27 protein-coding genes are annotated in these 24,795 nt (G+C 31.8%); 7 read left to right on the top strand and 20 right to left on the bottom strand.

The genetic code is table 11. The features are described from left to right. Nucleotides 1-17 precede the first annotated feature (17 nt). Nucleotides 18-1,304 carry an anthranilate synthase component I family protein gene (locus tag AC1RYN_RS04760; protein WP_481806032.1) on the bottom strand — a complete coding sequence of 429 codons (1,287 nt, stop codon included), beginning with the start codon at nt 1,302-1,304 and terminating at the stop codon, nt 18-20. Nucleotides 1,305-1,513: 209 nt separating this feature from the next. Between AC1RYN_RS04760 and AC1RYN_RS04755 the strand changes: the two genes are divergently transcribed. Both AC1RYN_RS04755 and AC1RYN_RS04750 read left to right on the top strand, forming a co-directional pair. Continuing rightward, complete coding sequence (locus AC1RYN_RS04755) at nt 1,514-2,704, top strand: vWA domain-containing protein (protein WP_481806031.1); 1,191 nt, start codon at nt 1,514-1,516, stop codon at nt 2,702-2,704. A gap of 248 nt (nt 2,705-2,952) precedes the next feature. Further along, on the top strand, nt 2,953-3,330 hold the full coding sequence (locus AC1RYN_RS04750) for a DoxX family membrane protein (RefSeq protein WP_481806030.1): 378 nt from the start codon (nt 2,953-2,955) through the stop codon (nt 3,328-3,330). A 137-nt stretch (nt 3,331-3,467) separates the two neighbouring features. Here AC1RYN_RS04750 and lpdA read toward each other — a convergent pair whose 3' ends face one another. From lpdA to AC1RYN_RS04735, 3 genes are all read right to left on the bottom strand, one after another. Further along, nucleotides 3,468-4,871 carry a dihydrolipoyl dehydrogenase gene (gene lpdA, locus AC1RYN_RS04745; RefSeq protein WP_481806029.1) on the bottom strand — a complete coding sequence of 468 codons (1,404 nt, stop codon included), beginning with the start codon at nt 4,869-4,871 and terminating at the stop codon, nt 3,468-3,470. Nucleotides 4,872-5,217: 346 nt separating this feature from the next. Continuing rightward, a complete protein-coding gene (locus AC1RYN_RS04740) occupies nt 5,218-5,589 on the bottom strand; it encodes a hypothetical protein (RefSeq protein ID WP_481806028.1) in 372 nt (123 codons plus the stop codon). Between the two features lie 126 nt (nt 5,590-5,715). After that, nucleotides 5,716-6,174: an Lrp/AsnC family transcriptional regulator gene (locus AC1RYN_RS04735; RefSeq protein ID WP_481806027.1), complete on the bottom strand. Its 459-nt coding sequence runs from the start codon at nt 6,172-6,174 to the stop codon at nt 5,716-5,718. A 289-nt stretch (nt 6,175-6,463) separates the two neighbouring features. Here AC1RYN_RS04735 and AC1RYN_RS04730 point away from each other — a divergent pair, with 289 nt between their 5' ends. After that, nucleotides 6,464-7,666 carry an aminotransferase class I/II-fold pyridoxal phosphate-dependent enzyme gene (locus tag AC1RYN_RS04730; protein WP_481806026.1) on the top strand — a complete coding sequence of 401 codons (1,203 nt, stop codon included), beginning with the start codon at nt 6,464-6,466 and terminating at the stop codon, nt 7,664-7,666. 268 nt (nt 7,667-7,934) lie between these two features. Here AC1RYN_RS04730 and AC1RYN_RS04725 read toward each other — a convergent pair whose 3' ends face one another. Next, complete coding sequence (locus AC1RYN_RS04725; RefSeq protein ID WP_481806025.1) at nt 7,935-9,866, bottom strand: amino acid permease; 1,932 nt, start codon at nt 9,864-9,866, stop codon at nt 7,935-7,937. Nucleotides 9,867-10,437: 571 nt separating this feature from the next. Between AC1RYN_RS04725 and AC1RYN_RS04720 the strand changes: the two genes are divergently transcribed. Beyond that, nucleotides 10,438-10,959 carry an STM3941 family protein gene (locus AC1RYN_RS04720; RefSeq protein ID WP_481806024.1) on the top strand — a complete coding sequence of 174 codons (522 nt, stop codon included), beginning with the start codon at nt 10,438-10,440 and terminating at the stop codon, nt 10,957-10,959. Between the two features lie 95 nt (nt 10,960-11,054). Here AC1RYN_RS04720 and AC1RYN_RS04715 read toward each other — a convergent pair whose 3' ends face one another. The 3 genes from AC1RYN_RS04715 to AC1RYN_RS04705 all read right to left on the bottom strand — a co-directional run bounded on the left by AC1RYN_RS04715 (nt 11,055) and on the right by AC1RYN_RS04705 (nt 14,323). After that, complete coding sequence (locus AC1RYN_RS04715) at nt 11,055-11,468, bottom strand: hypothetical protein (protein ID WP_481806023.1); 414 nt, start codon at nt 11,466-11,468, stop codon at nt 11,055-11,057. A gap of 17 nt (nt 11,469-11,485) precedes the next feature. Continuing rightward, the gene (locus AC1RYN_RS04710; protein ID WP_481806022.1) at nt 11,486-12,805 is read right to left on the bottom strand and encodes a hypothetical protein; all 1,320 of its coding nucleotides are present in this window, start codon (nt 12,803-12,805) and stop codon (nt 11,486-11,488) included. Between the two features lie 1,092 nt (nt 12,806-13,897). Next, on the bottom strand, nt 13,898-14,323 hold the full coding sequence (locus AC1RYN_RS04705; RefSeq protein ID WP_481806021.1) for a hypothetical protein: 426 nt from the start codon (nt 14,321-14,323) through the stop codon (nt 13,898-13,900). Nucleotides 14,324-14,830: 507 nt separating this feature from the next. On the opposite strand from AC1RYN_RS04705, the gene AC1RYN_RS04700 reads away from it, so the two are divergent. The 3 genes from AC1RYN_RS04700 to AC1RYN_RS04690 are packed head-to-tail and all read left to right on the top strand — an operon-like array spanning nt 14,831 to nt 16,596. Then, on the top strand, nt 14,831-15,268 hold the full coding sequence (locus AC1RYN_RS04700; protein ID WP_481806020.1) for a MarR family winged helix-turn-helix transcriptional regulator: 438 nt from the start codon (nt 14,831-14,833) through the stop codon (nt 15,266-15,268). Between the two features lies 1 nt (nt 15,269). Continuing rightward, nucleotides 15,270-16,085 carry a serine hydrolase domain-containing protein gene (locus AC1RYN_RS04695; RefSeq protein ID WP_481806019.1) on the top strand — a complete coding sequence of 272 codons (816 nt, stop codon included), beginning with the start codon at nt 15,270-15,272 and terminating at the stop codon, nt 16,083-16,085. Beyond that, nucleotides 16,057-16,596, top strand: coding sequence for a hypothetical protein (locus tag AC1RYN_RS04690; protein WP_481806018.1), 540 nt, complete (start codon nt 16,057-16,059; stop codon nt 16,594-16,596). Before AC1RYN_RS04695 ends, AC1RYN_RS04690 begins: the two co-directional genes overlap by 29 nt. 785 nt (nt 16,597-17,381) lie before the next feature. Here the strand turns inward: AC1RYN_RS04690 and AC1RYN_RS04685 are convergent. The 12 genes from AC1RYN_RS04685 to AC1RYN_RS04630 form a co-directional block, all read right to left on the bottom strand. After that, complete coding sequence (locus tag AC1RYN_RS04685) at nt 17,382-17,633, bottom strand: NAD(P)/FAD-dependent oxidoreductase (RefSeq protein ID WP_481806017.1); 252 nt, start codon at nt 17,631-17,633, stop codon at nt 17,382-17,384. Between the two features lie 269 nt (nt 17,634-17,902). Further along, entirely contained in the window at nt 17,903-18,070 is a 168-nt protein-coding gene (locus tag AC1RYN_RS04680) for a hypothetical protein (RefSeq protein WP_481806016.1), read from the bottom strand. 210 nt (nt 18,071-18,280) lie between these two features. Beyond that, the gene (locus AC1RYN_RS04675; RefSeq protein WP_481806015.1) at nt 18,281-18,568 is read right to left on the bottom strand and encodes an FAD-dependent oxidoreductase; all 288 of its coding nucleotides are present in this window, start codon (nt 18,566-18,568) and stop codon (nt 18,281-18,283) included. After that, nucleotides 18,531-18,689, bottom strand: a complete 159-nt coding sequence (locus AC1RYN_RS04670) for a hypothetical protein (RefSeq protein WP_481806041.1) — start codon at nt 18,687-18,689, stop codon at nt 18,531-18,533. Before AC1RYN_RS04670 ends, AC1RYN_RS04675 begins: the two co-directional genes overlap by 38 nt. 91 nt (nt 18,690-18,780) lie before the next feature. After that, nucleotides 18,781-18,942: a hypothetical protein gene (locus tag AC1RYN_RS04665; RefSeq protein WP_481806014.1), complete on the bottom strand. Its 162-nt coding sequence runs from the start codon at nt 18,940-18,942 to the stop codon at nt 18,781-18,783. Between the two features lie 3 nt (nt 18,943-18,945). Next, the gene (locus AC1RYN_RS04660; protein ID WP_481806013.1) at nt 18,946-20,358 is read right to left on the bottom strand and encodes a LodA/GoxA family CTQ-dependent oxidase; all 1,413 of its coding nucleotides are present in this window, start codon (nt 20,356-20,358) and stop codon (nt 18,946-18,948) included. 8 nt (nt 20,359-20,366) lie between these two features. Then, nucleotides 20,367-21,110 (bottom strand): catalase family protein, encoded by a 744-nt coding sequence (locus AC1RYN_RS04655; protein WP_481806012.1) that lies wholly within the window; start codon nt 21,108-21,110, stop codon nt 20,367-20,369. Between the two features lie 71 nt (nt 21,111-21,181). Then, a complete protein-coding gene (locus AC1RYN_RS04650) occupies nt 21,182-21,388 on the bottom strand; it encodes a hypothetical protein (protein WP_481806011.1) in 207 nt (68 codons plus the stop codon). Nucleotides 21,389-21,507: 119 nt separating this feature from the next. Next, nucleotides 21,508-21,696 (bottom strand): T9SS type A sorting domain-containing protein, encoded by a 189-nt coding sequence (locus AC1RYN_RS04645; protein ID WP_481806039.1) that lies wholly within the window; start codon nt 21,694-21,696, stop codon nt 21,508-21,510. Between the two features lie 181 nt (nt 21,697-21,877). Then, nucleotides 21,878-23,080 (bottom strand): hypothetical protein, encoded by a 1,203-nt coding sequence (locus AC1RYN_RS04640; protein ID WP_481806010.1) that lies wholly within the window; start codon nt 23,078-23,080, stop codon nt 21,878-21,880. A gap of 118 nt (nt 23,081-23,198) precedes the next feature. After that, nucleotides 23,199-23,867, bottom strand: coding sequence for a S8/S53 family peptidase (locus AC1RYN_RS04635; protein WP_481806009.1), 669 nt, complete (start codon nt 23,865-23,867; stop codon nt 23,199-23,201). Between the two features lie 154 nt (nt 23,868-24,021). Further along, a complete protein-coding gene (locus tag AC1RYN_RS04630) occupies nt 24,022-24,216 on the bottom strand; it encodes a hypothetical protein (RefSeq protein ID WP_481806008.1) in 195 nt (64 codons plus the stop codon). Nucleotides 24,217-24,795: the final 579 nt, after the last annotated feature.

Here is a 24,795-nt window from a genome sequence, read left to right as displayed (position 1 = left end):
CAAAATAGATTTGTTAACTACCGTAATACTTCTTGCATCGCTTTTGCCTTAAGCAAACACTCTTCGTATTCTTTCTCGGGAACTGATTGTGATGTGATTGCACTACCTACTGAAAAGGAAACATATTCTTTTTCCTGATTATACAGGATACTTCGAATAACAACATTAAAATCAAAATCACCATCTGACGTAAAATAACCTACAGCACCACTATACAAACCACGCTTTGTTTCTTCTAGCTTATCAATGATATTCATTGCTGATATCTTGGGTGCTCCAGTCATGCTACCCATCGGAAAAGTTGTTCTTAATACATCGATTGCTGAATATTGCGAATCTAATCTTGAAGTAATCGTAGTAATCATTTGATGTACTTGCAAAAAAGAATAAATTTTGCATAATTCAACCACTTCCACTGAGCCTTTTTGAGCTGTATGTGATAAATCATTCCGAACCAAATCGGTAATCATAATATTTTCGGCACGTTCTTTTGGATCTGCCTCCAATTGCAGCTTAGATTTTTCATCTTCTGTCTTATCTGCAAAACGTTTTGAAGTTCCTTTTATAGGCTGCGAAATTATCTGATCCCCTATTTTTCGAATATATCTTTCTGGCGAAGCCGACAATAAGTACTGCTTGTGATTTTTAAAAAATACAGTTAGTGGTGCTTGAGATATTTCATTAAGTTTTATAAACTTTTCTAATGGATTTATAGTTGCACCTTCGGCATAAAACTCCATACAAAAATTAGCTTCATAAATATCCCCACGATGAATATGCTCTAAAACCGAATTGACTTTGGAAACATAATCTTGTTTAGAAATTCTCTGATTAATAAGAATATCCATTTGACTTTTGACATCTGACTTTTGACTTTCTTCGATCTCATTATAATCTTCTTCAACCTCATCGTCACACATTGATAAATATTGAATCTCTAATTGATTTCCTTTCAATAGAAATATTTTTTTTGGCTGAAAGAAAAATAAATCCGGAAATTCTAACCCATCAAAATTAGCAGATTGTAATTCTTCGATATCATTTTTTAAATCATAGGTAAGATACCCAAAAAGCCAATCTCTGGTCGTTTGTTGGTATTGTTTTAAATCTTCGAATGCATTATGGAAGTCAGTTTTTATTGAAGTAAAAGCATCGACAGCCAATAAACAATCGAAGCTAGAATATTCTTGCGGATATAAATTACTATCCATAAAAACAACTTCTCGATGTTGTTGCGCCCAAACTAAAAGTTGCTGTTTAAAGGCCGCAGGATTTGAAATATGCTTGTGAATTGAAACTCTCAAAAATTATTTTTTTTTATCCGTCAAAATTACGACAAAAAAATTCCTTCGATAAAGTAATCTCAAAAAATATTGGCACGCTTTTTATTACACCACTTTATAACCATTTTATAAAATTGATACGATTATTGAGACAAAACTACTTATACCCTGATTAAAAAAAACTATTAAAAAACAACCCATTTATTAATCATTAATTACATCAATCTCCTATGAAAACAATTGCAAAATTTAGCCTGACTACACTAGTAATCATCGTATTATTATTTTCCTGCAAGAAAGCAGATACTACTTCATCTGATGACTCAAAAGATGCTACAGCAACAGAATCTGCAGCAGATTCAAAAGCCGAGAGCTATTCGGATTCTGAAGAACCACAACAACAAATCCAGGCTGGTCAAATTACTGCTGGAGAATGGAATGATTTAAACAATTGGTCATTTTGGGAATCATTAAGCAATAACTCTGAATTTTCTGAAATGAAAAAATACTGGAAATATAATTTAGAAAATAGAATTGCCATAAATGTAAAATCAAATTCCACAAATCTAATTGATGTCCCTGTTACATTAATCAATTCACAAAATGAAATAATTTGGCAATCAAAAACGAACAATAAAGGAAATGCAGAATTATGGCCATTCCTAAAAGGAGGAAAAGAACTTAATTATAAAGTTAAAATAGGTGACCAAATTTTTCCTAACATTAAATCTTATAACAACTATAAAATCAATAATTTAAATATATCTAATTATACCAAAAATAATCCTAAAAAGAAAATTGACATCGCATTTATGGTTGATGCAACTGGTTCAATGGGAGATGAATTAGAATATTTAAAAGAAGAATTAACTGATGTGATTTCAAAAGTAAAACGTAAAAATGAGAACACGACGGTAAATATGGGAGCTGTTTTTTACAGAGACAAAGGTGAAGACTATGTTACTAAAAAATCTGACTTCTCTACAAATATAGATAACACAATCAATTTTATAAAAGAACAATCAGCCGATGCTGGAGGCGATTTTCCAGAAGCAGTAGAAACTGCATTAGCTGAATCTATTAATAATTTAGAATGGTCTGAAGATGCAACCTCAAGAATTTTATTTTTAGTTCTGGATGCACCACCTCATTATGACGACCAAATTATTTCAGAAATCCATAATTTAATTGCAATCGCTAGTAAAAAAGGAATTAAAATTATTCCGATTACTGCTAGTGGAATTGACAAAGAAACCGAATTCTTAATGCGATATATGGCAATAGCTACCAATGGAACCTATGTTTTTATAACCAACGATAGCGGTATTGGTAATGATCATATTATAGCGTCTGTAGGCAATTATCAAGTTGAATTATTAAATAAATTAATGGAACGCCTTATAAATCAAAGTTTAGAGTAATACTTTTTTGACGTCTTCATTTATAGAAAATAGATCAAAAATCAGTCTAAAATATAAGAAATCATGTATTTATTTATAGCACAAAAATCATTATATTTGATATACATTTAAACAAATCCTAAAACATCATTAAATAGACTGTACAATTCATAATAAATTAATAATTAAACCAGTTTTTCAATTATTAACAATGAGGTAATTTTATATCAAAAATTTTAATTTTTTAACCTATAAAAATCATCTACATCATGAAAATCGCCACTATTATTATCAGAACTTTAATTGGTCTTTTACTGCTTTTTGCTTCCCTAAGCTATTTCTTTGATTTAGTCCCACCGGAACCAATTACAAATGATAGCTTCAAAGCCTTTAATGTTGGTCTAATCGCCTCGTCATACCTATATCCACTAGCCAAGTCAATAGAATTAATTTGCGGAATAGCTTTTGTTACTGGTCGTTATGTGACACTTGCTAATATTTTAATCCTACCAATTACTATTAATATCTTGTTCATCAATTATTTTATGTCTCCTGATAAATTACCAATTGCAGCATTATTATTTTTAGCCAATATATTTTTAATTTACAGATATTGGAATAATTATAGAAGTGTATTTACTGCTTAAGACGTACTATCTTTAGACGCACTGCGGTGCGTCTCTACAGAACATAAAAAACAAAAAAACCCGACAATTAATTATTAATTGTCGGGTTTTATTTTGTCATGATGTTAAACACACCACATTTGTCTCTACAACATTTTTTATACGTGTAATGCTCTATTATCTGTAGCAGCCAATGCAGCTTCTTTTATTGCTTCTGCAAATGTTGGATGCGCATGACTCATTCTCGAGATATCTTCGGCTGATGCTTTAAATTCCATTGCTGTAACTGCTTCAGCAATTAAATCGGCAGTACGAGCTCCAATCATATGTACTCCTAAAACCTCATCAGTTTTAGCATCTGCAATTATTTTTACAAATCCGTCTAAATCTCCACTTGCTCTTGCACGTCCTAAAGCTTTAAACGGGAAACTTCCAACTTTATATTCAGTACCTGAAGCTTTTACTTGTTCTTCTGTTTGTCCAACAGCAGCAACTTCTGGCCAAGTGTATACAACACCAGGAATTAAGTTATAATCAATATGTGGTTTTTGACCTGCTAAGATTTCAGCAACCATTGCTCCTTCTTCTTCTGCTTTGTGAGCTAACATTGCTCCACGAACAACGTCTCCAATTGCATAAATATTTGGAACATTTGTTTGTAAATGATCATTTACTTCAACCTGTCCTCTGTCTGAAATTTTTACTCCAGCTTTATCAGCATTCAATCCGTCTGTGTAAGGACGACGCCCAACAGAAACTAATGAATAATCTCCTTCTAAAGTAATTGTTTCTCCTTTTGCATTTTCAGCCTGAACTACAACAGCATCACCGTTTCTTTCTACTGATTTTACTTTATGAGAAACGTAGAATTTCATTCCTTGTTTTTTCAATACTTTAGTTAATTCTTTAGACAAAGCTCCATCCATTCCAGGAATAATTCTGTCCATAAATTCAACTACAGAAACTTGTGCTCCTAAACGTAGGTAAACTTGCCCAAGCTCGATTCCAATAACTCCTCCTCCAATAATAACAAGGTGTTTTGGAACTTCTTTTAATGCTAATGCTTCAGTAGAAGTAATGATTCTTTCTTTATCAATTTTGATAAAAGGCAAAGATGAAGGCTTAGAACCTGTTGCAATAACAGTATATTTAGCTTCAATAGTTTCTGATGTTCCATCTTCTTTTGCAATAGCAATATGTGTAGCATCTACAAAAGAACCTAAACCATTAAAAACGGTAATTTTATTTTTATCCATCAAGAAGTTAACTCCTCCTGCTGTTTGATCTACAATTGCTTTTTTACGAGCAATCATTTTCTCTAAATTGATTTTTACATCACCAGAAACTTCTATTCCGTGATCTGCAAAGTGTTTGATTTCGGCATAATGATGTGAAGATGCCAACAATGCTTTTGATGGAATACATCCTACATTTAAGCATGTTCCTCCAAGCGAATTGTACTTTTCGATTATAGCTGTTTTGAAACCTAATTGTGCGCAACGAATTGCCGAAACATATCCTCCGGGACCTGAACCTATAATGACTACGTCAAATGAACTCATAGTTTTTGATTTTTTATTTTTTAGCGATACAAAATTAAGGAATTAAGTTTTGTTTAAACTTTAAAAGTTAGAGTTTTTTCTCAGGATTTCTTGAAGTATGGAAAACTTATTATAATAAATACATAAAAATGTTAAATTATATTTGAGATTTAGTAGAAAATGTAGATTTCTAAAATCTCTAATTTAATACGCATCGCAAAAGTTTAAAATTATCACGCAGATTTAGCAGATTAGGCAGATATTGTTTTTGATTTAAGATTGCTGATTTTTAAAACTGATTGAAAAATCAATCTCGTAGAATTATTTTAAAATCTCTCTCAAAGGCGCGGAGACGCAAAGTTTTATTTTAAACCATCTTTTTTGCTGGACCACCTGCCCCTCCAATAACTTCTCCGCCAAATCTAACTAATTCAAATAACCTAGCAACTGAACAATCAAGTTCTTCCTGATTACACCAATAGCCTTCAATTTCCCCAAACATTTTATAATTTGAAATATTAAATCCTTCTTCAATATCATTATACCAAATTACTTTATATCCGCAAATCGCTACTACCCAAAAACCTCCTCCCATTTCACCATATTCTTTTTCCTCCCATTTTGTCGGATCTATTTTAATCAAATCCCAGAAGTTCTTCAATTCTCCATTTAGATCTTTTTCTGTTTTTTGAATTTCACTAAAGAGTTCTTTTAAAGTTATTGGTTCCCATTGTTCCATATATCATATCCTCAATATTAAACCCAAATTTAAGTTTTTTTTAGAGCCACAAAACCTGAAACAAAATAAACCTGAAACAAAACCGATGTCCCTTTGCCACTCAGAACCTTAGTACCTCAAAAAAAATCAAAAAGAAATAACCGTTGAATTTTTTACTTCACTAATCATGAACATACTTTGAGTACTGCCGATGTGCTGTAGGTTTGTGAGTTTAGTTACTAGAAATTCTCGGTATGCTTCCATATCTTTTACGAGAACCTTTAGGATATAATCGTAATCTCCGCTTACATGATGGCATTCGAGAACTTCTTTTAGCTCGATAACTTCGCTTTCGAATTTGGTTAGAAATTCTTTGGTATGCTGAATGAGTTTTAGGTGGCAAAAAACGACAAATCCCTTTTCTATTTTAGATTTATCTACTAAGGCTACATATTTATGAATGACTCCTTCTCGTTCTAGTTTCTTAATACGCTCATAAACTGCTGTCACAGAAAGATCTAACTTCATTGATAATTCTTTGGTTGTTTTCTTACTATCAGTTTGAAGTAACAGTAACAATTTTTTATCTATAGAATCTAATACCATAATTATAAGTCGTTTTTAGACTGAAAAATAATCTATTTAAATCTCATCTCAAAAACAAAATTAGATAATAAATCTAATAAATAACAAATTAATAATTTAAAAATCCAAACATTAAGAATACTATTGATTATTATTCTAATAAGTCATTAATTTGAATTGTGAGCAACTCCGATTTTATAACCCAGTTAACCATCGAGATAGCTTCTTATTACACAGCTTTGATTTAAATAAATAAAAATAAATAGTAACTAGAGGATGAAATTAATTCGTTCCTCATAATAACATAACAATGGAAAATTTTAATCCGGCTGACAAAATTCAGGATTTGCAGTATTTTGGGGAATTTGGTGGTGTAAACCCATCAATATCAGATTCTTCAACCTATACATTTCTTTCAGCAAAAACAATGTTTGATACTTTTGAAGGAAATATGGAGGGTTGTTATTTGTATTCCCGCCATTCATCACCAAGCAATTTATATTTAGACCAAGCTCTTGCTGCTATGGAAGGAACTGAAACTGCTAATGTTTCAGCTTCAGGAATGGGTGCAATTACACCTACACTAATGCAATTATGCAGCGCTGGAGATCATATTGTTTCAAGTAGGACTATATATGGTGGAACGTATGCTTTTCTTAAAAATTTCACTCCTAGGTTTGGTATAAAAACAACTTTTGTAGATATCACCAAGTTAGATATAGTAGAGGCTGCAATTACTCCTGAAACGAAAGTTTTATATTGCGAAACAGTAAGTAACCCTTTATTAGAAGTCGCAGATATCGCAGGATTATCTCGTCTTGCAAAAAAACATAATTTAAAACTAGTTGTTGACAATACGTTCTCTCCTTTGTCGGTTTCACCAGCAAAATTAGGTGCAGATATCGTGATTCATAGTTTAACAAAATACATAAACGGCAGTAGCGATACTGTTGGTGGAGTTACATGTGCTTCGAAAGAATTCATAAATAGCTTAAAAAATGTAAATAGTGGTGCAAGTATGCTTTTAGGCCCTACAATGGACAGTTTACGTTCGGCTAGTGTAATGAAAAACCTGCGTACGCTACATATTCGTATCAAACAACACAGCCATAATGCTCATGTTCTGGCTGATAAATTTGAAAAAGATGGTCTTAAAACTGTTTACCCTGGTTTAAAAAGTCATCCTAGCCATGAATTATACAAAACAATGATTAATCCTGAATATGGTTTTGGTGGAATGCTTACAATAGACGTTGGTTCTCTGGCCAAAGCCAATGAATTAATGGAACTGATGCAGGCACGAAATCTAGGATATTTAGCGGTAAGTTTAGGTTTCTACAAAACCCTATTTAGCGCTCCAGGAACCTCTACTTCTAGTGAAATTCCACTAGAAGAACAAGCCGAAATGGGTTTAACTGATGGATTAATTCGTTTCTCAATAGGATTGGATAATGACATCGAAAGAACCTATCAAATGATGAAAGCCTGCATGGTCGAGCTTGGGGTACTATAAACATGAAACATTTCTTTATAAATAAATTTGCTTAATTTTTAATTGGTTTGTTTGAATCCGCTAGAGTTATCTCTAAGCGGATTTTTTTATGGTAATTGTTTATACTGACTAGATTTATAACATTTATGCTTAGAGACGCAAACAGATTTAAATCATCAAGTCATATAAAAACAAAAGTCGCTCTGATATTTAACTCAGAACGACTTTTGCTATACGGATAGAATTGTTTATATTTTCAAAATCAATCGGTTTTCACGGAACTATAAACTTACAATTTCTCTAAGTTCAGTTTACTATTTTTACGGCTAAAGCCAAAATAAATACAAAGCCCTATAAGTAACCAAACCGTAAAGTAAATCCAATTCCAAACACTTAATTCTGCCATCATATAAAGACAACAAATTAAACCCAATAATGGAATTAAAGATAAATTTTGTCTAAAAGCCCAAACGGTTAATCCAACCAAAACGATTAAGAAAATCCACATTGGTATTTTATGCTTAAACAAGCTTAAACCACTTTCATATTTAATAGAATCTGCAACTGGTAAACCTGCAATTACACTAGCATACTTTGTTTCATCTTTTTGATACTGCTTCAATATTTGTTCTAAATCAGGCTTTCCGGTTGTAGCATTATTAGCATCAACAGTTACTAAATAATCGTATACCTTTTTTGTATGGCTTTTATCTAAAGAAGTAATTATATCTGCCGATTCATTAATTTGAGTCTCATTCATAATAAAACTCATTGTTGCCTTTTTGTTGTATCCAAAAGAAAACACTAAGCCGATAATCAATAAAAGAGGCATTATAAATTTTGAATTTATATATGGTGTTTTAAATTTCCCTCTTGGAATATTTGGTTTGTTTTGCAATACCAAAACTCCTGCACAAACTAATACAAAGGCAAACAATGTTCCGATACTACATAAATCGGTTACCATAGTAAGATTTAAGAATAAAGCAGGAACTGCAACAACAAATCCTGTTACGATAGTAGCGTAAGATGGTGTTTTAAATTTAGGATGTACTTTAGAGAAACGTTTTGGTAATAATCCATCACGGCTCATACTCATCCAGATACGAGGCTGTCCCATCTGAAAAACCAATAAAACGCTCGCCATTGCCACTACTGCACTTACTGCAATAATTCCTGACATCCATTTTAAATCTAATTTCTCGAATACAAAAGCAAGTGGATCTCCAACATTAAGTTGGTTGTAACTTACCATTCCCGTAAGTACTAATGCGATTGCTATGTATAAAATGGTACAAATTATAATTGCCCACATCATTCCTCTTGGTAAGTCACGTTGTGGATCTTTACATTCTTCGGCAGTTGTTGAAATTGCATCAAATCCTATATAAGCAAAGAATACGGCTGAAACTCCTTTTAAGACTCCTGTTACTCCGTTTGGTGCAAAAGGATCCCAATTGGCAGTATCTACATAAAAAACACCAACTGCAATAACCAGAAGCACTACACATAATTTTACTACAACCATTATATTACTTGCGTTACGAGATTCTTTCATCCCGCGATAAATCAATGCAGTAATCAGGATAATAATTAATAAAGCTGGTAAATCGGCTACAAAATGAAATGAACCTATCATTGGTGATGTAGTCCATGCTGTATATGCTGATTGTAAAGCTGGTTCTAGATTTTCAAATGCTTTTCCACCATGCATTAAAGCTGTTGCGTCTTTAAATCCGTTAGAGGCTGTTAAATAATCCATTTGAACCCATTGGGGCAAATGAATTCCTCCACTGGCGAGCAATCCCGTAAAATAGTCACTCCATGATATAGCAACGGTTATGTTCCCGACCGAATATTCCATTATTAATGCCCAACCAATGACCCAAGCTATAATTTCACCAAAAGCAACATAAGAATATGTATAAGCACTTCCTGAAACTGGAACCATCGAAGCAAATTCTGCATACGCAAAAGCAGCAAAACTACAAGCAATGGCTGTAAATAGAAACAAAAAAATAACTGCTGGTCCTCCGTCGGCACTAGCTTTACCAATTGTACTAAAAATACCTGCACCTACAATTGCGGCAATACCAAAAGCTGTTAAATCACGTGCTGTTAAATGTTTACCTAAGGAATCACTACCATCAGTATTATTCTTCTCAACTTGACTTAAAATATCTTGTACTGTTTTTTTTCGAAATAGACTTGAAAATGACATAGGTATACTTACTATTAATAATTAATTTATCTCGGGCTTTTTGCTTTTATTTTGCAAATAATGCAAAAATTATCATGAAATCAAATATATAAAACGATTTTGTTTTCTAATACTTTTGATTATCTTTTTATTAATCTCTAATATTAAGCAAAAAAAATGACATTGTACGAATACTATCTCAAGTTTTATAAAAATGAGTTCATTACACCAATTATAATTCTTTTATATTAAGCCTATTTCCCCTTCTTCTCTTGCCATATATACAACAAATTGAATGTCAGCTTGCAGCTATTAAAATTCACCTGTTCTATATTCTTTTAAGAGTATCCTTCCCTTTAATAGTTCTACACAATAACTAAATAATTTCTTCCAAATGGATTCTTACCCAATAATAAATGAGATCATTGATAATTCCCTCATAAAATTTAGTCACAAATACAACAAAGCATCTATAACCCTAAAAACCAAAAAGTTATCAATTACATAAGTAACTACTTATTTTTAATAGCACATCTTATATTTATTAATAATAAATTGCACTATTATTTTTTAATTATAATATAGTATACCCATGAGAGAAGAAACAAAATTATATCGAAATGCAAAAAAAACCAGAAATTTATTTTTATATGTTGGATCTATTACTTTTCTATTAGCCATCATATTTTTATACTGCATAGGAACTTTTGGCGGGGAGCTTAAAACAAAACCGGCAGTTCTTTCTGGTGGTTTTCTTTTGATCATGCTTTTCTTTTCATTTAAAAGCCTAGCTGGCATGAGAGATAAATCCCCATTAATTCAAATTGACACAACAGGTTTTACTGGAAAAACCACTCCATTATCTAAAGCTTTTGGCAGAGTTGAATGGTCTGATGTCACAGATATCCAATTAGATGATACGGGAGGTGACGCTTTAGTTATTACTACAATTGGTAATCCACAAAAATACCGTAACCGTCTTTCAAAAATAATGTGGAAAATGGCCCATGATGAGCAAAATTCTGAATTAAACTTAATGTACTCTGCCTCTGAGATTGATATTGATGCAAAAGAATTGTATAATATACTTGTAAGCTACTGGAAAGGTCAATAAAAAATGAATTAATTCTTTTTAATCAAAGCCCGCACTGTGATTATTTAATCATAATGTGGGCTTTGTTAGTTATAGATTAGAACAGTGTCAATAAATTATTCTTTACCATTAACCTTTATTCGGATTACCGTAAGATTACCATATTTTTCGGCATCTTCCTTGGTCCATTGATACTCTTTCCCTTTAGGTCTTTTGTTAAAATCCCAATCTAATGGTTCTTTTACATATATATATAGTCCTATTGTACTTCCGTTTGATGGTTTTTTATTGAATTCTTCTCTGCTTATAAATCGGAAAACAAAATAAGATGGATAATCTACTGTCCCTAAAACAAGCTTTATTTCTGGTTTTATTTCTTTCAATAAAACATTTAAAGGCTTATCTATGAACTGCTTTTCGTTTGTTTTTAATTTATACGAATCAACTGGTGTTTGAACCATTTGCTGAGCTTTACAGCTAGTATTTATTAAAAATAATAGAGTTGCTATAATTTTAATTGTATTTTTCATTTTATTTTATTTTTTAGTTAACACGGAACAGCTACGTATGTTACTGAGCCGTCTGATTGTGTCATTTTTTGAAATTTAATTGGGTTAAACTTCCCCCCGTTATCTTGTTTCATTAATGTAATTCCAGAATTATTTTCATCTAAAACCTGTGCTATTGCTGCTGTTCTTGAATCAAGTGATTCTCCTAATTTAGTTCTGACATCTAATATCTGATCAAAAATAGAATCTGGAAATTCGGGAGGATACAATGCAGTTATTACAGGTGGATTATTTTTAACGAAATTCTGAGCATTTGCAAGATTGGTAACTACAATCGCATATGTTTCTCCTCCTGTTATAATTATTGATGTATCGAAATCAGGGTGTCTAGTATTTAATGTGACAGCAGTATAAATATCACCTGAGGATAATGGAGTATTATTTGGATGGTTGTGAATTGCCCCCCAAGCCCCTTTGAGAGTTTCGTTTACTTTCACGCCATTTGTTCCTCCATTATTCATTGCCGCTTGGGTAAATACACCTGAAACTGCTGTTCCTAAAGTAATACTATGTTCATTACCATCCATACCAGCTTGTATAACTGCACTTTTAGCGTTTATAAAACCGCTATTTTGCGAAACACTCGTTGTTATTCTTGCTGCCATACAAGGATCAGTATAAGGAAAACCATTTGGAAAAAGTGGTCCTGAGACTCCAGGCATATATCCAGGAGGTAGAGCTCCAGGGCCGTAATCAGGATACCACACCCAATTACTACATGTTGTATAAGGACCTACAGTCACGTAATATTTACACACAAGCCTATTGGTTAAATTCTGCCCCTGATCTAAATTATGCAACTCTAAAAATTTCCCATTCTCGTATTTTCCTGAGTATGAAATTGTATTATTACTTTTTTGAATCGTAATAAATCCTGAATAATGAGAACTAATATTAAGAATATTAAATGATTTATCACTATTTTTGAATGATTCGTCTTTGGTAGTGTAAACTATGTCGAAAACTTTATATGAATTAACGTTATCTTTAATTAGCAACAATCTTATGAAACTTTTGTATTCTACGTCATCAACAACATTTGTAGACACATTGTCTACTAATATTAGTGGATCTTCAATTGCCTCACCATTATTATTAAGTACAATAGCATTACTCCAGTCGATAATCTCTACATACTTTAAGGCATCTAAGCTTGGCTTTTTATTATCAAACCATTCTTTTGCGTTAGTAACTGATTCTTGATTTAATGTACCAATCTCATCTTCTTGACAACCTGCAAAAACAATTGCAACACTTAATGCGAGAAATGAAATTGATTTATTTAGTTTATTTTTCATAAATTTTAAGAGATTAATACTGATTAAATTATTTAAAGCTTATAATTCTAATTACCCAAAATGACAAGAATACACTCTCAATTAAATCATATAATATAAGAATGTAGAATCAAAACATTAATTTTAAGACAAACTTAAGAATATATTCTTATAAATATGTTTTTTTAGAAACATTATTTAGAATTATTTTAAATAAAAACACTTACCAGCTTTATTTTTATAATTTAAAAACAACAGGAGACACTGTTCTGCTATGAGGAAATATTATTTTCGAATTTTAAAACATTACTAAGGTTCCAGCAAAGTCCATTTCCTTTGGAAATAGATTTTTAAACACGCACTGAAATTCTTTTGTAAGGCAAACGAGTAAAATAAAAGATTCACTTTTTTGTCTACCTTCTTTGCTTTGAGATAAAAAATACTTTTAACATACTATCTAGTCTTTGAAATAATACTCAAATTGATTTAAAAACTAGCTTCCTTTAACAATAGGAGTTTTCCATATTTAGCGCACTTAATAACAGTAAAAAAGTCTGTTTTTTTTTAGATACAAAAGAATTGTATAATATACTTGTAAGCTACTGGAAAGGTCAATAAAAAATGAATTAATTCTTTTTAATCAAAGCCCGCACTGTGATTATTTAATCATAATGCGAGCTTTGTTAGTTATAGATTAGATCATAATTTATCTTCTGATAATCAGAAACAATCCTGTAGCATTTTCAGTTTTATAAAAAATTCACTTATACCTTCTGCTTTTTAACAAACTCGTAACTGTCTTCAATTGCTTTTTCTATAGTAACTTGTTGTCCTATAAATTTATTCCTCTCTGATGGTCTTATTTTAAATGTATTATCATTTAACTGAAAATCTTTTATCATATCAGGAACCGGAATATTAATATATATTTCCTGTTTATCAATTAAACATTCCAGAAATCGTACTGTTTTATCTTGAGTTTTATTTATGAAGGCTTCAAATCCATTTGGGAGGAACTTAATATTTTCGATAGGTATACTTAAATCAAAGGCTAAAAAACCATAGATATCTTTAATTGTCTCCTAAGTGTCAAAATCTAAAGACTCTTTTTGTTCAAGATAATAAAACAATTCTCCTTGCAATACGATATCCTCTAATATTTCTTTTTTCTAAGTTTTTGTCCGATAATCCTAACTCTTCTCTACAATAATCTGCAAAACGGAAAATAGTATGTTTATGGCTTATATTCAAGGTGAGTATTTGCGTTTCGGGAACATAATTATTGGTTATATTCTGATATAAAGATTTAAACTCTTTTATCGTTTTATCATTACCAACCATTACCATTTTTGCTAGTAAAAATTCTAATTGTGTAATCTTAACACGACTGATTTTTATTTTATTTGCGCCATCAAGGTCTTCATAAATAGTCTGTAAAAAATCCAATACTTGATTAAATAACACTATTTTTTGTTCAAATACTTTTTCATTACGGCTTCGCTCCAGCTCTGTTTCTGATTGTTTGCTTAACAAAACCATTGTAATAACAGCCGCGAAGATGTTCAAAATTGCCGCGGCGAACTCCTGAGATGCCTTTTGCCCTAAATTTTCAAATAAAGGTTCAAAGGCAAGAAAGGGGAGAAAAAGCAATTATAAAAACAAACAATGCATTTCTAAAATTTTTATCTTTTTTCAAAAATCGAATCATATCATATTTATTTTTAAACATCTTCCAATATAAGGATAATACTTACAATAAAATAATATCTTCAGTGATATTAGCCTATAAAACCTTAAAACAATTCAATTAAAAATTAATAATAAAGTAAATCAGCAAAAAACAACAACTTAAAAATAGCTTCTAGCTTATTTAATTACTACTCCGCTTGACACACAAAGCAATACATATATCTTTCTTTTCTTCGATTATTTGAAAATTTAAAAGCTTTAAATAAATACTTATTAAAAAAATTGATAATTTATTTTTATTTAATTGACACAACAACTATATTTACATCAATTATAACTATAGCAACTATTTTTAATATGAAAAAAAATAACCCAACAGGAACTGTTCTTTATACAGTGGAACAGACAATAAAAGAGTATAGGAAAATTTCACAGAAAAACATAAAGAAAATTGTAAATGATATAACAGTTGATCAGTGTTTATTACTAATTATGATTAATCAAAATTCTGATTATTCTCAAAAGGAAATAGCTGAATTGATTTTTAAAGACAATACTTCTATTACGCGAATCATAGAGTTAATGGTAAAAAAAGAGTACCTAACAAGAACAATAAATGAAGTAGATAGACGAAAATTCAACCTTGAAATCACAGAAAAAGGTAAAAAAACAATTGAATTATTAACTCCAGTCATACACAAAAACAGGCAGATTGCTCTTGAAGGATTATCAGAAAACGAAATTGAATTACTAGATAAAATACTAACTAAAATAATTTCAAACTGTAAAAACTAAAATGAAAAAAGCACATCAAATAACTAAATCAGGACTATTTTTGATATTCTTTCTGCTTCCAACTCTATTTTTTGGACAAAAAAACATATCAACTAATCTTGCGAAATACATGCAAGCCCAAGTCGAAATAAATAATTTTAGCGGAGCTGTTATTGTCACAAAAAACGGTTCCGTTTTACTAAAAAAGGCTTACGGGCTAGCTGATTACGAATGGAATATTAAAAATACAGTAGATACTAAATTTCAGTTAGCATCGGTAACAAAACAATTTACTGCAACGGCTATTCTTCAATTAGTAGCAAAAGGGGAATTGTCTCTTGATGATAAGTTAAGTAAATTTTTCCCTGATTACCCTAAAGCTGATAGCGTTACTATTCATATGTTATTATCTCATTCATCTGGACTTGGTTTAGGTTTTAAAGAATTAGCATTAACTACCATTTCGGCTGATTCTGCCTATAATGAAATAAAAAAAATACCTTATGAATTTACACCAGGAACCCAAAGTGAATATAGCAATATTGGCTATTATCTATTGGGAAAAATCATTGAAAAAGTATCTGGTGAAAAATATGCTGTTTATTTGAAGAAAAATATATTTGAAAAAGTAGGAATGAAGAACACAGGAGTCAGTAATAATGATTCAATAATCCTAAGAAAAGCAAAGGCTTATCATATAACCGAAAACGGATATATTCATAATCCATACATCAATTGGGGTTTTAACCTTGGTCATGATGGTGTTTATTCTACTGTTGAAGATTTGGCATTATGGGACCAAGCGCTTTATGGACAACTATCATATCAGCAGATATGAAAAAGCGAATGTTTACTTCTACAACAACCAAAGTTATGGCTATGGACTTATGATTAATCCATTTTACAATCATGGACATCAACTTATTGCCCATGATGGCGGTTTCTTTGGTACAATGACCTCTTTTAATCGATTTACTGATGACAAAATTTTAGTTACTGTACTTTCTAATAATGAATCCCCTTCATATATCATCGGTTATGCGTTATCTGCAATTGCTTTACAAAAAGAAGTAGAGCTTCCTTACAAACATCACCAAATTAAAGCAGACATTACGCAATATGATAACTATACAGGCAAGTATGGGGAAATTGAAATAATCAAAAACGGAGAAAAGCTATTTTATAATAGCTTAGAAATGGAACTCTTACCTGAGTCAAAAACAAAATTTTTTAGAGCAGACAATAATGACAGAACTATCGAATTTGTACAAAACAAATCAGGAATTTACAATTCTATAATTTTGACAAAAGGGGGCGTAAAAGAAATTATAATGAAAAACAATCCGTAAAAAAGTACAAACCGCTAACAGTAATATGGGAAAGTGAGATTCAAAATTTTAATATACTTAAGTAAGAAGCAATTTACTTCTTCAATTTTCTCCAACCATACTCTAAAATTTTAATTGAATCCAAAATTCACTTACTGCATACTACTTTTGCCCATTGTTATTTACAAAAAAATAGCTTATATGAAGAACATTTTCATATAAGCTATTCTAAATCAATACCCTTATTTTACTGCTCTGTAACTACTTCTTGAACTTTAAGAACATTAGGTCCCATAGCACTTGTAGTTGTCAATTTAATAAAATAAGTATAAGGTCCATTTGGGCTTCTCTCAGCAATGTAAGCACAATTCCATCCTGTGCCCCATTTTTGTCCAGTATCCCAGTTTGCATTATTTTCGTTATCCCAAGACCATGCTTTGGTTTCTTTTTGGGATCTGAAGGGAAGCCCGCATTATATACGTGAATTTGCCCTTGTTGTGCTCTAAATGGTGAATTGGTACTCCATCTTAGCCATAAATTTCCACGAGACTCTTAAGCCTCTAAGGACCAAGAAAATGTTGATTGTGACATAATAAAAAGTATTTGGGATTTCCTACTCGTTTAAGGTTTTTCGGATGTGACGTATTTTTTCATCGTAAAACTATTTATCAATTGTTTTACAGGGCATCTAAATTAAACAAATATAACGTATTGATTACGAGTACTTTTACCTGTTTTTCAAAACAAGCAGAAGTAATTGAGTAATTACCTACAGACCAAATACTTATCCTATATCAAACCATCTATCATCCATTACAATTGTCTTCTTTCCCAAAAAGGATGCTTAGTCCAACGTTGTTCAGATTGATATTGATTTTGCAACAAAGCAACTGACTTATTAAACAAAGCCATTTGAGAAAAGTAATATATTCAGACAATGAATCAGTATTACCATTTAAAAAACCAGCTATTGCATTTGCAGCGTTATGTCCACTTACAAGTGCATTTGTAATTCCAAAAGAAGTTAATGGATCATAAGTACACAATGCATCACCCACAGCAATCCATTGTTACCACCTGGCTTATCTAATAAAGATGTTGTAGCAGTTTTAATACCTACTACGGTTGTTAAAGATTTTATTTCAGGAAGAGCAGTTTTTAAGATATTGAGTAGTAGCAATTTTACTGAATGCCACCATTTAAGTGAAGTAGTATTATTCTAATACTATATGCTATCCCGATATAAAATTGACAATTACTTTATTATCAGCTAGCGGAGCGGCATACCACCAACCATCTTCTACCGATTCGATAAAGGTCATTCCTTTTAAAGACTCTTCTGATTGTTCTGTATAAAATGATAAGAAGCCAGATTATCGATAAATCTGTCTCTTAACTCCCATTTTTTTAATACGATCCAGGCTCTACCACTACAATTGGCTACAAAATCGGCAGTAATCGTTCTTGTTGTATTATCAGAATGACAACAACTCACAATCATTTTATTCTCCTGCTGTGTAATGTTAGTAAGCCGGTAATTTTCTAAAATAATTACACCTCTTTCAATAGCAATATCCCGAAGTTGTTTTTCAAAATAGTTTGATTCAAATGCCTTCCGTCTCCATATGGTTCATTTAAAAAGTAACGCTGGCGGAGCGATGAATCGCCCCACACAACGTTATTACCTACATATAAACTATGAACTTCAGAAAGTCAATATTTCTTCCAAACTTAATTTTCGGAATACAGTATTAGCACTGGGAGCTAGTGATTTCGCAAGTTTAGACAGTGCTTTCCATTGGTTATCTATTACAACACATGGAATATGATGTTCGCGCAATGTTAAGGCAGTTGCCAGACCAGCTGGACCACCACCAATAATTACTACAGGTATGGAAATTCGAGTTACTATAGTTTGTGTCTTTTTAATGGATGACTTTCGCGTGGTGTAGCTCTTAATAATTGCGCACCGACAGTACTTTCTCTTTCGCATGTTTTACCTGTTCTAAAGTTGGATCAATACCTGCTGGTCCTTCTCGATCGGTTTCAACCCATAAGGTATCGGGTAAAAATTGCGATTGTGTATCAAGTTCCTGTTTAGTAATAATCCCCAACTGATGCCATTTGAGAAACCATATTATTAATACGCGGTACATAGTTTGAATATAAATCACGCATCCAATCTACACGATAAGAGAAATGTTTTCAACTTCGTCCATCATTTGTTGTTGTCGCTTTCAATCGGTTGTAACTATCCATTGATAATATTGTATTAGGAACTCGTACTGACCAAAATGAAGGTAATGGTAAATAAAGAGTTACATCATAACCCGACATACAACTGGCTTCATCTGTTTGCCATGGCACCGCCTAACCAACGTGTAAGCGATCCATGCCTGTTCCATCTAATGGCCCATTTTCAGACAAAGCAATTTCTGAAGTGATAATACCTCCATAATCATCTTTAACTTTTTCGTTTTTAGGTAAAACTTTTAAGCGAAAAGGTTCGTCCCACATCATAAGATGCCTAAATGGCCATGTAATCTCGATTCCAGGATGAAAAGGACCTCCTAAACATTCTTCCAATGGAGCTTTTAATAATGCATCAACCTGTTCGTTTACTGATAATTCGTCAAAAGGAACAATTTCTTTTCGTTTTCCCGTTACAAAATTACCTTCAGACCACTGGCGAAGCATTTCATATTGGGTAGCTGTTACAGATAAGTCAACCGCTGGTAAATCTTCGTAGTCACCAAATAAATCTCCATAATGAGGAGGTAATTTAGTTGGTTCATATTCATTTGATTGATGATCTCTAAACCATTCAAATACTCGTTTTCTTTCTGATTCAAATTGAGTCCCTGGATTTTCTAACTGACTGATGAACTCCGGATTATTAAAATCACTTGGAGAATCTGTACCAAACAAAACAAAGAAACCTTCATTAACCCATTGTGTAGTACTCATTCGGGATAATATAGGGTAGATATCTTCATAAAAATTTACTGTCCCTTTTGGAGCTATCCAGCCTTCCTTTAAATACAAATCCTGAACTACATCCAACATACTCACCACAGGAAATAATCCCTGCCCAAAATTTGGCGGAGTACAAGCTACAACAGCAGGCTTAGCATCAAATGTTTGCCCACCAATAGTTACCTTGGCTCTTACAACACCATCTGAAGTATCATCATGCCAGTCGTCGTTATTAGCAAAAGTTATGGCACGAATATTAAGTCGGGATTCACTTTTTCCGTCACCACCAAAAAATAACAAACGCCCTTTGTCATCCGTTTTTAACTCACCCAAAGAAACTTCTTTATCAAAAAATTTCCCTGTATCCAGCTGATAGTCTTTACCAGATATATTTTTACCACTAATTTTTCTTGGTCCTGGGTCAATAACAAGCTGCTCTCTGTCTGCACCTGTAATACCTCCGTTACGCTTTAAACTTGGAATACTATATTCTCCTAAATCCAAAGCATTATTAAACTGATACCATGCCGCTTTCCTATTGGCTACATGCACATCCCATTCAATATTTACATCTGTTGCCGTATCCATATTAATTTCATAAAGCGGATTGTCATTTTCATCCAAAGCATAAATACGAAACAAAGGCACCTGTTTTTTAAATAAATTGTCGCCGTCTTTAAAACCACCTTCAGCAACTGGAGCTACGCCTGGTAAATCAGAGGCTAGATAATACTCAGGAGAATTTCCAATTCTAGCTATTCCGATTGCTGGATAAATAGCTACTTTTTTTATATTTTTAGTATCCATAATGCTAGTTATTGGTTGTTTAATTGTCTTGGTACAATTGGTTCTACAGCGGGAACACCATTTTTAAAACGTCTTAAATCGGCTCCAGCCTCATATACAATTTTACGGGCATCGCTAATAGTACCTTGTGGTTTGTGTGCTTCTAAAGTACGCCACGGATTAAAAGAAAGATTCTCTCCATATTCTGCTTGTCCCTGATTTGTAATATCCTGTTTTCGAATAACCAATGTAGCGATATGAACAGGAACAGATTCTGTTTCATCCCAAGGTGTCATTGCTTTATCCAATGGCATTTTTTCAAGATCTGTACTAAACTGAACCATAAATTTAAACTGTGCCTCACCCATATTCAGACGAGCTTGTAGATCAGCCTGCAAATAATCAGCTGAGTTTTGTGATGGTGGCGTGCTAAACGGTGGGTCAATCGGTTCCAATTTGTATTTTACAAAATGACCTTCCCCAAAAGAATATGGAAGTCCACTCCAGTAAGGCGTCGTTAGACAGCTAGAAACAACTTTTTCCATTTCATCCAAAATACGTACAGTTTCAGGATGGTCTTTTAAATACAGATTATAATCATGATCGACTACTCCTGCCTTAGTAAACTTGCACATTTCGGTAGCATTATCTACAAAAAACACATTCATATTTTGTAAAATAAAATCGGCAGTAGTTGCATTTTCACTAGATTCCAATAGCTTTTTACCTGATACTCCAAACAGCTTAATTCCTATTCCCACAGTAGTCTTCATATCAGGAGCATAAGGAACGGTATCGCTTGAAAAACGTACCCAGGCTTCAAAATGATCATGAGCAAAGATTCCTACTTTGTATTCTGGTGGTATCTTGGCATTATTATAAAATCGGCCTTTGCAACACCATGAGGTTTAAGGAATACTCCTCTGCGAACAGGGCATTGTCCTGCAATGATACGATTTCCCATGGTTGTATCAATAAACATTTTCTTAAGGGATAAAGCAGGATTGGTCTCACAATCAATAGCTGCCTTTTTTGATAATTCGTTTTGCATATAGATTAGGTTGTAGATTTGATTACTGCAATATAAAAAATAAGAAAAATATGATACTAGGTAGTAATACGTGATTTTAGGATAATAAACAGAAACCTAAAAATAACTTTCTTATATGTTTAAAAAATTGCAATTTTTCCTGTTTGGTTTCCCCCTAAGCCTGTTATTATTTTGTAGATGTAAATCCCTGAAGCAATATTGTTCAGATTGATAGTATTGGCTTTAGAAAACAATGGAAAAGTAATAGTGTTTTGTCCACTAATATTGTATAAATAGAAAATAGCATTTCCCTCTTTTTTGGCTTCAATATTTAATTCTTCATCTTTGCTTAATAGTGTGGGTAAAAAAATGAATCATCCCCTAAATAATTAGCATCTAGAATTGGAGAACTGAATACATTATTGTTTTCTCAAAATTATATTTATTTTATATCTATTGCTGCCTTTTATTGGGACAGTATCTATAAAAGCAAATGTTTTAGAGTTGACATCATTTATTGTGCTGATAACACTTTTCCGAAGTATTAATTATTTTGACTAACTCTAACCTTTTGATATTATACAAGCTAAAAAGACTGGCACTAACCTTTATTTTATTCTCCTCATAAACTTCTGCTAAAGTTAATTCAAAATAACAATTTGAATTTTGATCATACTGCAATGTAGACTCGCTTTTTATTCCTTCGCTATTGTCAAATAAAGGAACAACGGTATGAGTTTTTCCATTCGTATAGGTATAATTAGCATTTGTTGTTTGTTCTTTAAATTCGAAATGATCCCCTGTTAATTGATAAATATTAAATAAAACAACATCAGTGGGTTTGTCCCAATTAATTTCTGTTGTGCCGTCACAAACTAAACTAGTTCGGATATTTAAATCATAAGAAATCGTAAAACTATCAGAAATGTAATCAATAGTACCAATGGTCATTTTTAATTTTGCTTTTGAGAATTTTCGCTCTGTAGGTGTATAAGTAAATTGCTCACTATCTAGATTTATACCACTTGCAATAATTTCCCAAGTCTGTCCATTATTATAACTAATTGACAATTGACCTGAGGTTCCCGAAAATGAAGAATCCCATTTAAAAGGAGAAATAGTTTTACCATCATAGGGGAAATTATCATTACTAACAGGATAATTCCATTCAAATTGATTTCCTAATTCATATTCGTAGGCAATGCTATAATCCTGAGCTGCATTTGAGATATATGCACCAATAACAGCAATAGTATAAGATCCTGAAATGGGATTTTCAATAACCACTTGCTCGATATTATTAAGTTTGTCTTTCCCTCTTTTAGCTTGTTCTTGAGGAGCATCAGGATTAAGAATCCATGGTAAAAAAGTGGTGTTGTCTTCCGAAATGACTTCTATGTCTAAATCGTTCACCAGACTAATATTACTGTTGATTGCAGCTGGCAAGTCGTTCCAAACTAATGTGACTTTTAATTTTTTTACATTCGGTGGAAACGTAATTTTATGTGATTTTGTCTGACCAGAAACTAAATTACCAGATATGATTCTATTTTCGCTAATCGTTTTTAGGCATTTATCCGCATTAATATTACCATAGCCATAAATAAAATCTGGACCGATATTACCTAAATCTTTTGCACTATTAATTAAAATCGCTTTTGTTAAAGCATTAGTCAAAGAGCTATTGTTTATAATTTTATAATGTTCCTTCATAAGGGTAATAATTCCTGTAACTAATGCTGTAGAATTTGAGGTACTTTGTGTGTAAAAGCCACCAGCTCCGGTTTTATTCGCCCATCATAAGCTGGCCCTTTTGAAGAAAATGGCATAATTACTTCGTTTTGATCAATACACCCAATAGGATACTATTTTTGGATTGCTTAAAATTACCTGTAATCGTTTTATAACCTTCAAGTCCACTATTACCAGAAGAAAAACAATGGGTTAAATCAGTATTTACGAATAATTGAGAATCATAAGCATTAGCTAGAGAACCATAAAAATTCTCAATTACTGTTCCGTAGGAATGATTTTGTGTAGTAGCACCTTCTAAAGTGGTTACTTCATCAGGATAGATATTCAAAAAGTCGGATGATTGTATCTTAGCCTTTTGAGCAACTCCTTTTCCTAAGACAGAACTATTTCCTAATCCGGAAACTATGGTTGCCATAGCAGTTGCGTGGCTTGATACTGTAGCCGATTGTGTAGCCGAAGGAATGTGCTTGCTTAATAGATCGATATCATTTAGATCAAAAAAATCATCTTTGATAGCTACAATTTGATTCTCGCCTGTTAAAACAGGAAAATTAGCATGAGCTTTATTTATGTAATTGATGCTGAAATTTTGATCTATTATTTTAGACTCCCCTTTTGGTTGTAACGATTCTTGCGAAATAGAAGACACACTGTTCAAAGATATAATCTCATCAATAATTTTTCTGGAGTTACTTTTTATAATTACAAGATTGTTGCCTACTACTGTGATATCAGAAATATTCATTGATTTTAAGTCACAACCAACGATTTTATTGTATCTGTTGCTACAATATATGACTTGTCTTTCTCATGATTTGAGAAATTCGATGGTAATTTCCATAAATTATTAGCGGGAAGTACTTTTTTTAAAGACTGATTAGATTCTGAACTTTCGTTTTCTACAATACAAAAATATCATCCGATTTTTTTACAACCTTGTATTTGTTATGATGCGCATTTTCTAAAGATGTAAAATCGTATTTCTCAAATTTGCTTTCGCTCTCTTTTTTTATGTATTGCTTCCATTTATCAGAACTTTGAGAAAAGCTGATTGTCGTTATCATAAATAAGAGAAAAGCAATTTGTGTCTTCATTTACTATAGCTATTAGAGATAATTCTAACAATTTATATCAATGTTAGACAATAAAAATTACTATTGTGACTGTTTATCACTTCTTAATTTAGATAAAATTCGTTTATAATAGTTTCTATTTTAAACATTTAAACCTTCTAATTAAGTCAAAGTTATTAAATTATTTGTAAAAATTTTATGCATTTTTATTTCATTCAGAATACTCAAAGTCTGTAAGAATATTATTCTCTTTTCATAGCCCTATTTTTATTTTAAATATTACCAAAAATTGTAAAGCCATTTTTCACATTTACTAAACGAAATAAAAAATTTAAAATAGTATTCTATATTATTTTTCATAACATACTGATTTTTACTCGATTATTAATTTTACTGGGCTCAGAATGATAATCAGATAATTATTACTAAAAACACAAATAAAATTATTTAACAAAAACTGTTAATTTTGTTAAATCACTTCTTTTGTAAGTATTTTATTGGTTAAAATTATATAAATTTGATAACAAATAGTACTAATATTTTGTAAAGCCCTTATAAATAGGTGCTGCCTCCCTAACAACAGGAGCATGCATTAACCTT

The sequence above is a fragment of the Flavobacterium sp. TC780 genome, assembly GCF_056783245.1.
This window is presented reverse-complemented; position numbering and strand designations above follow the sequence as displayed.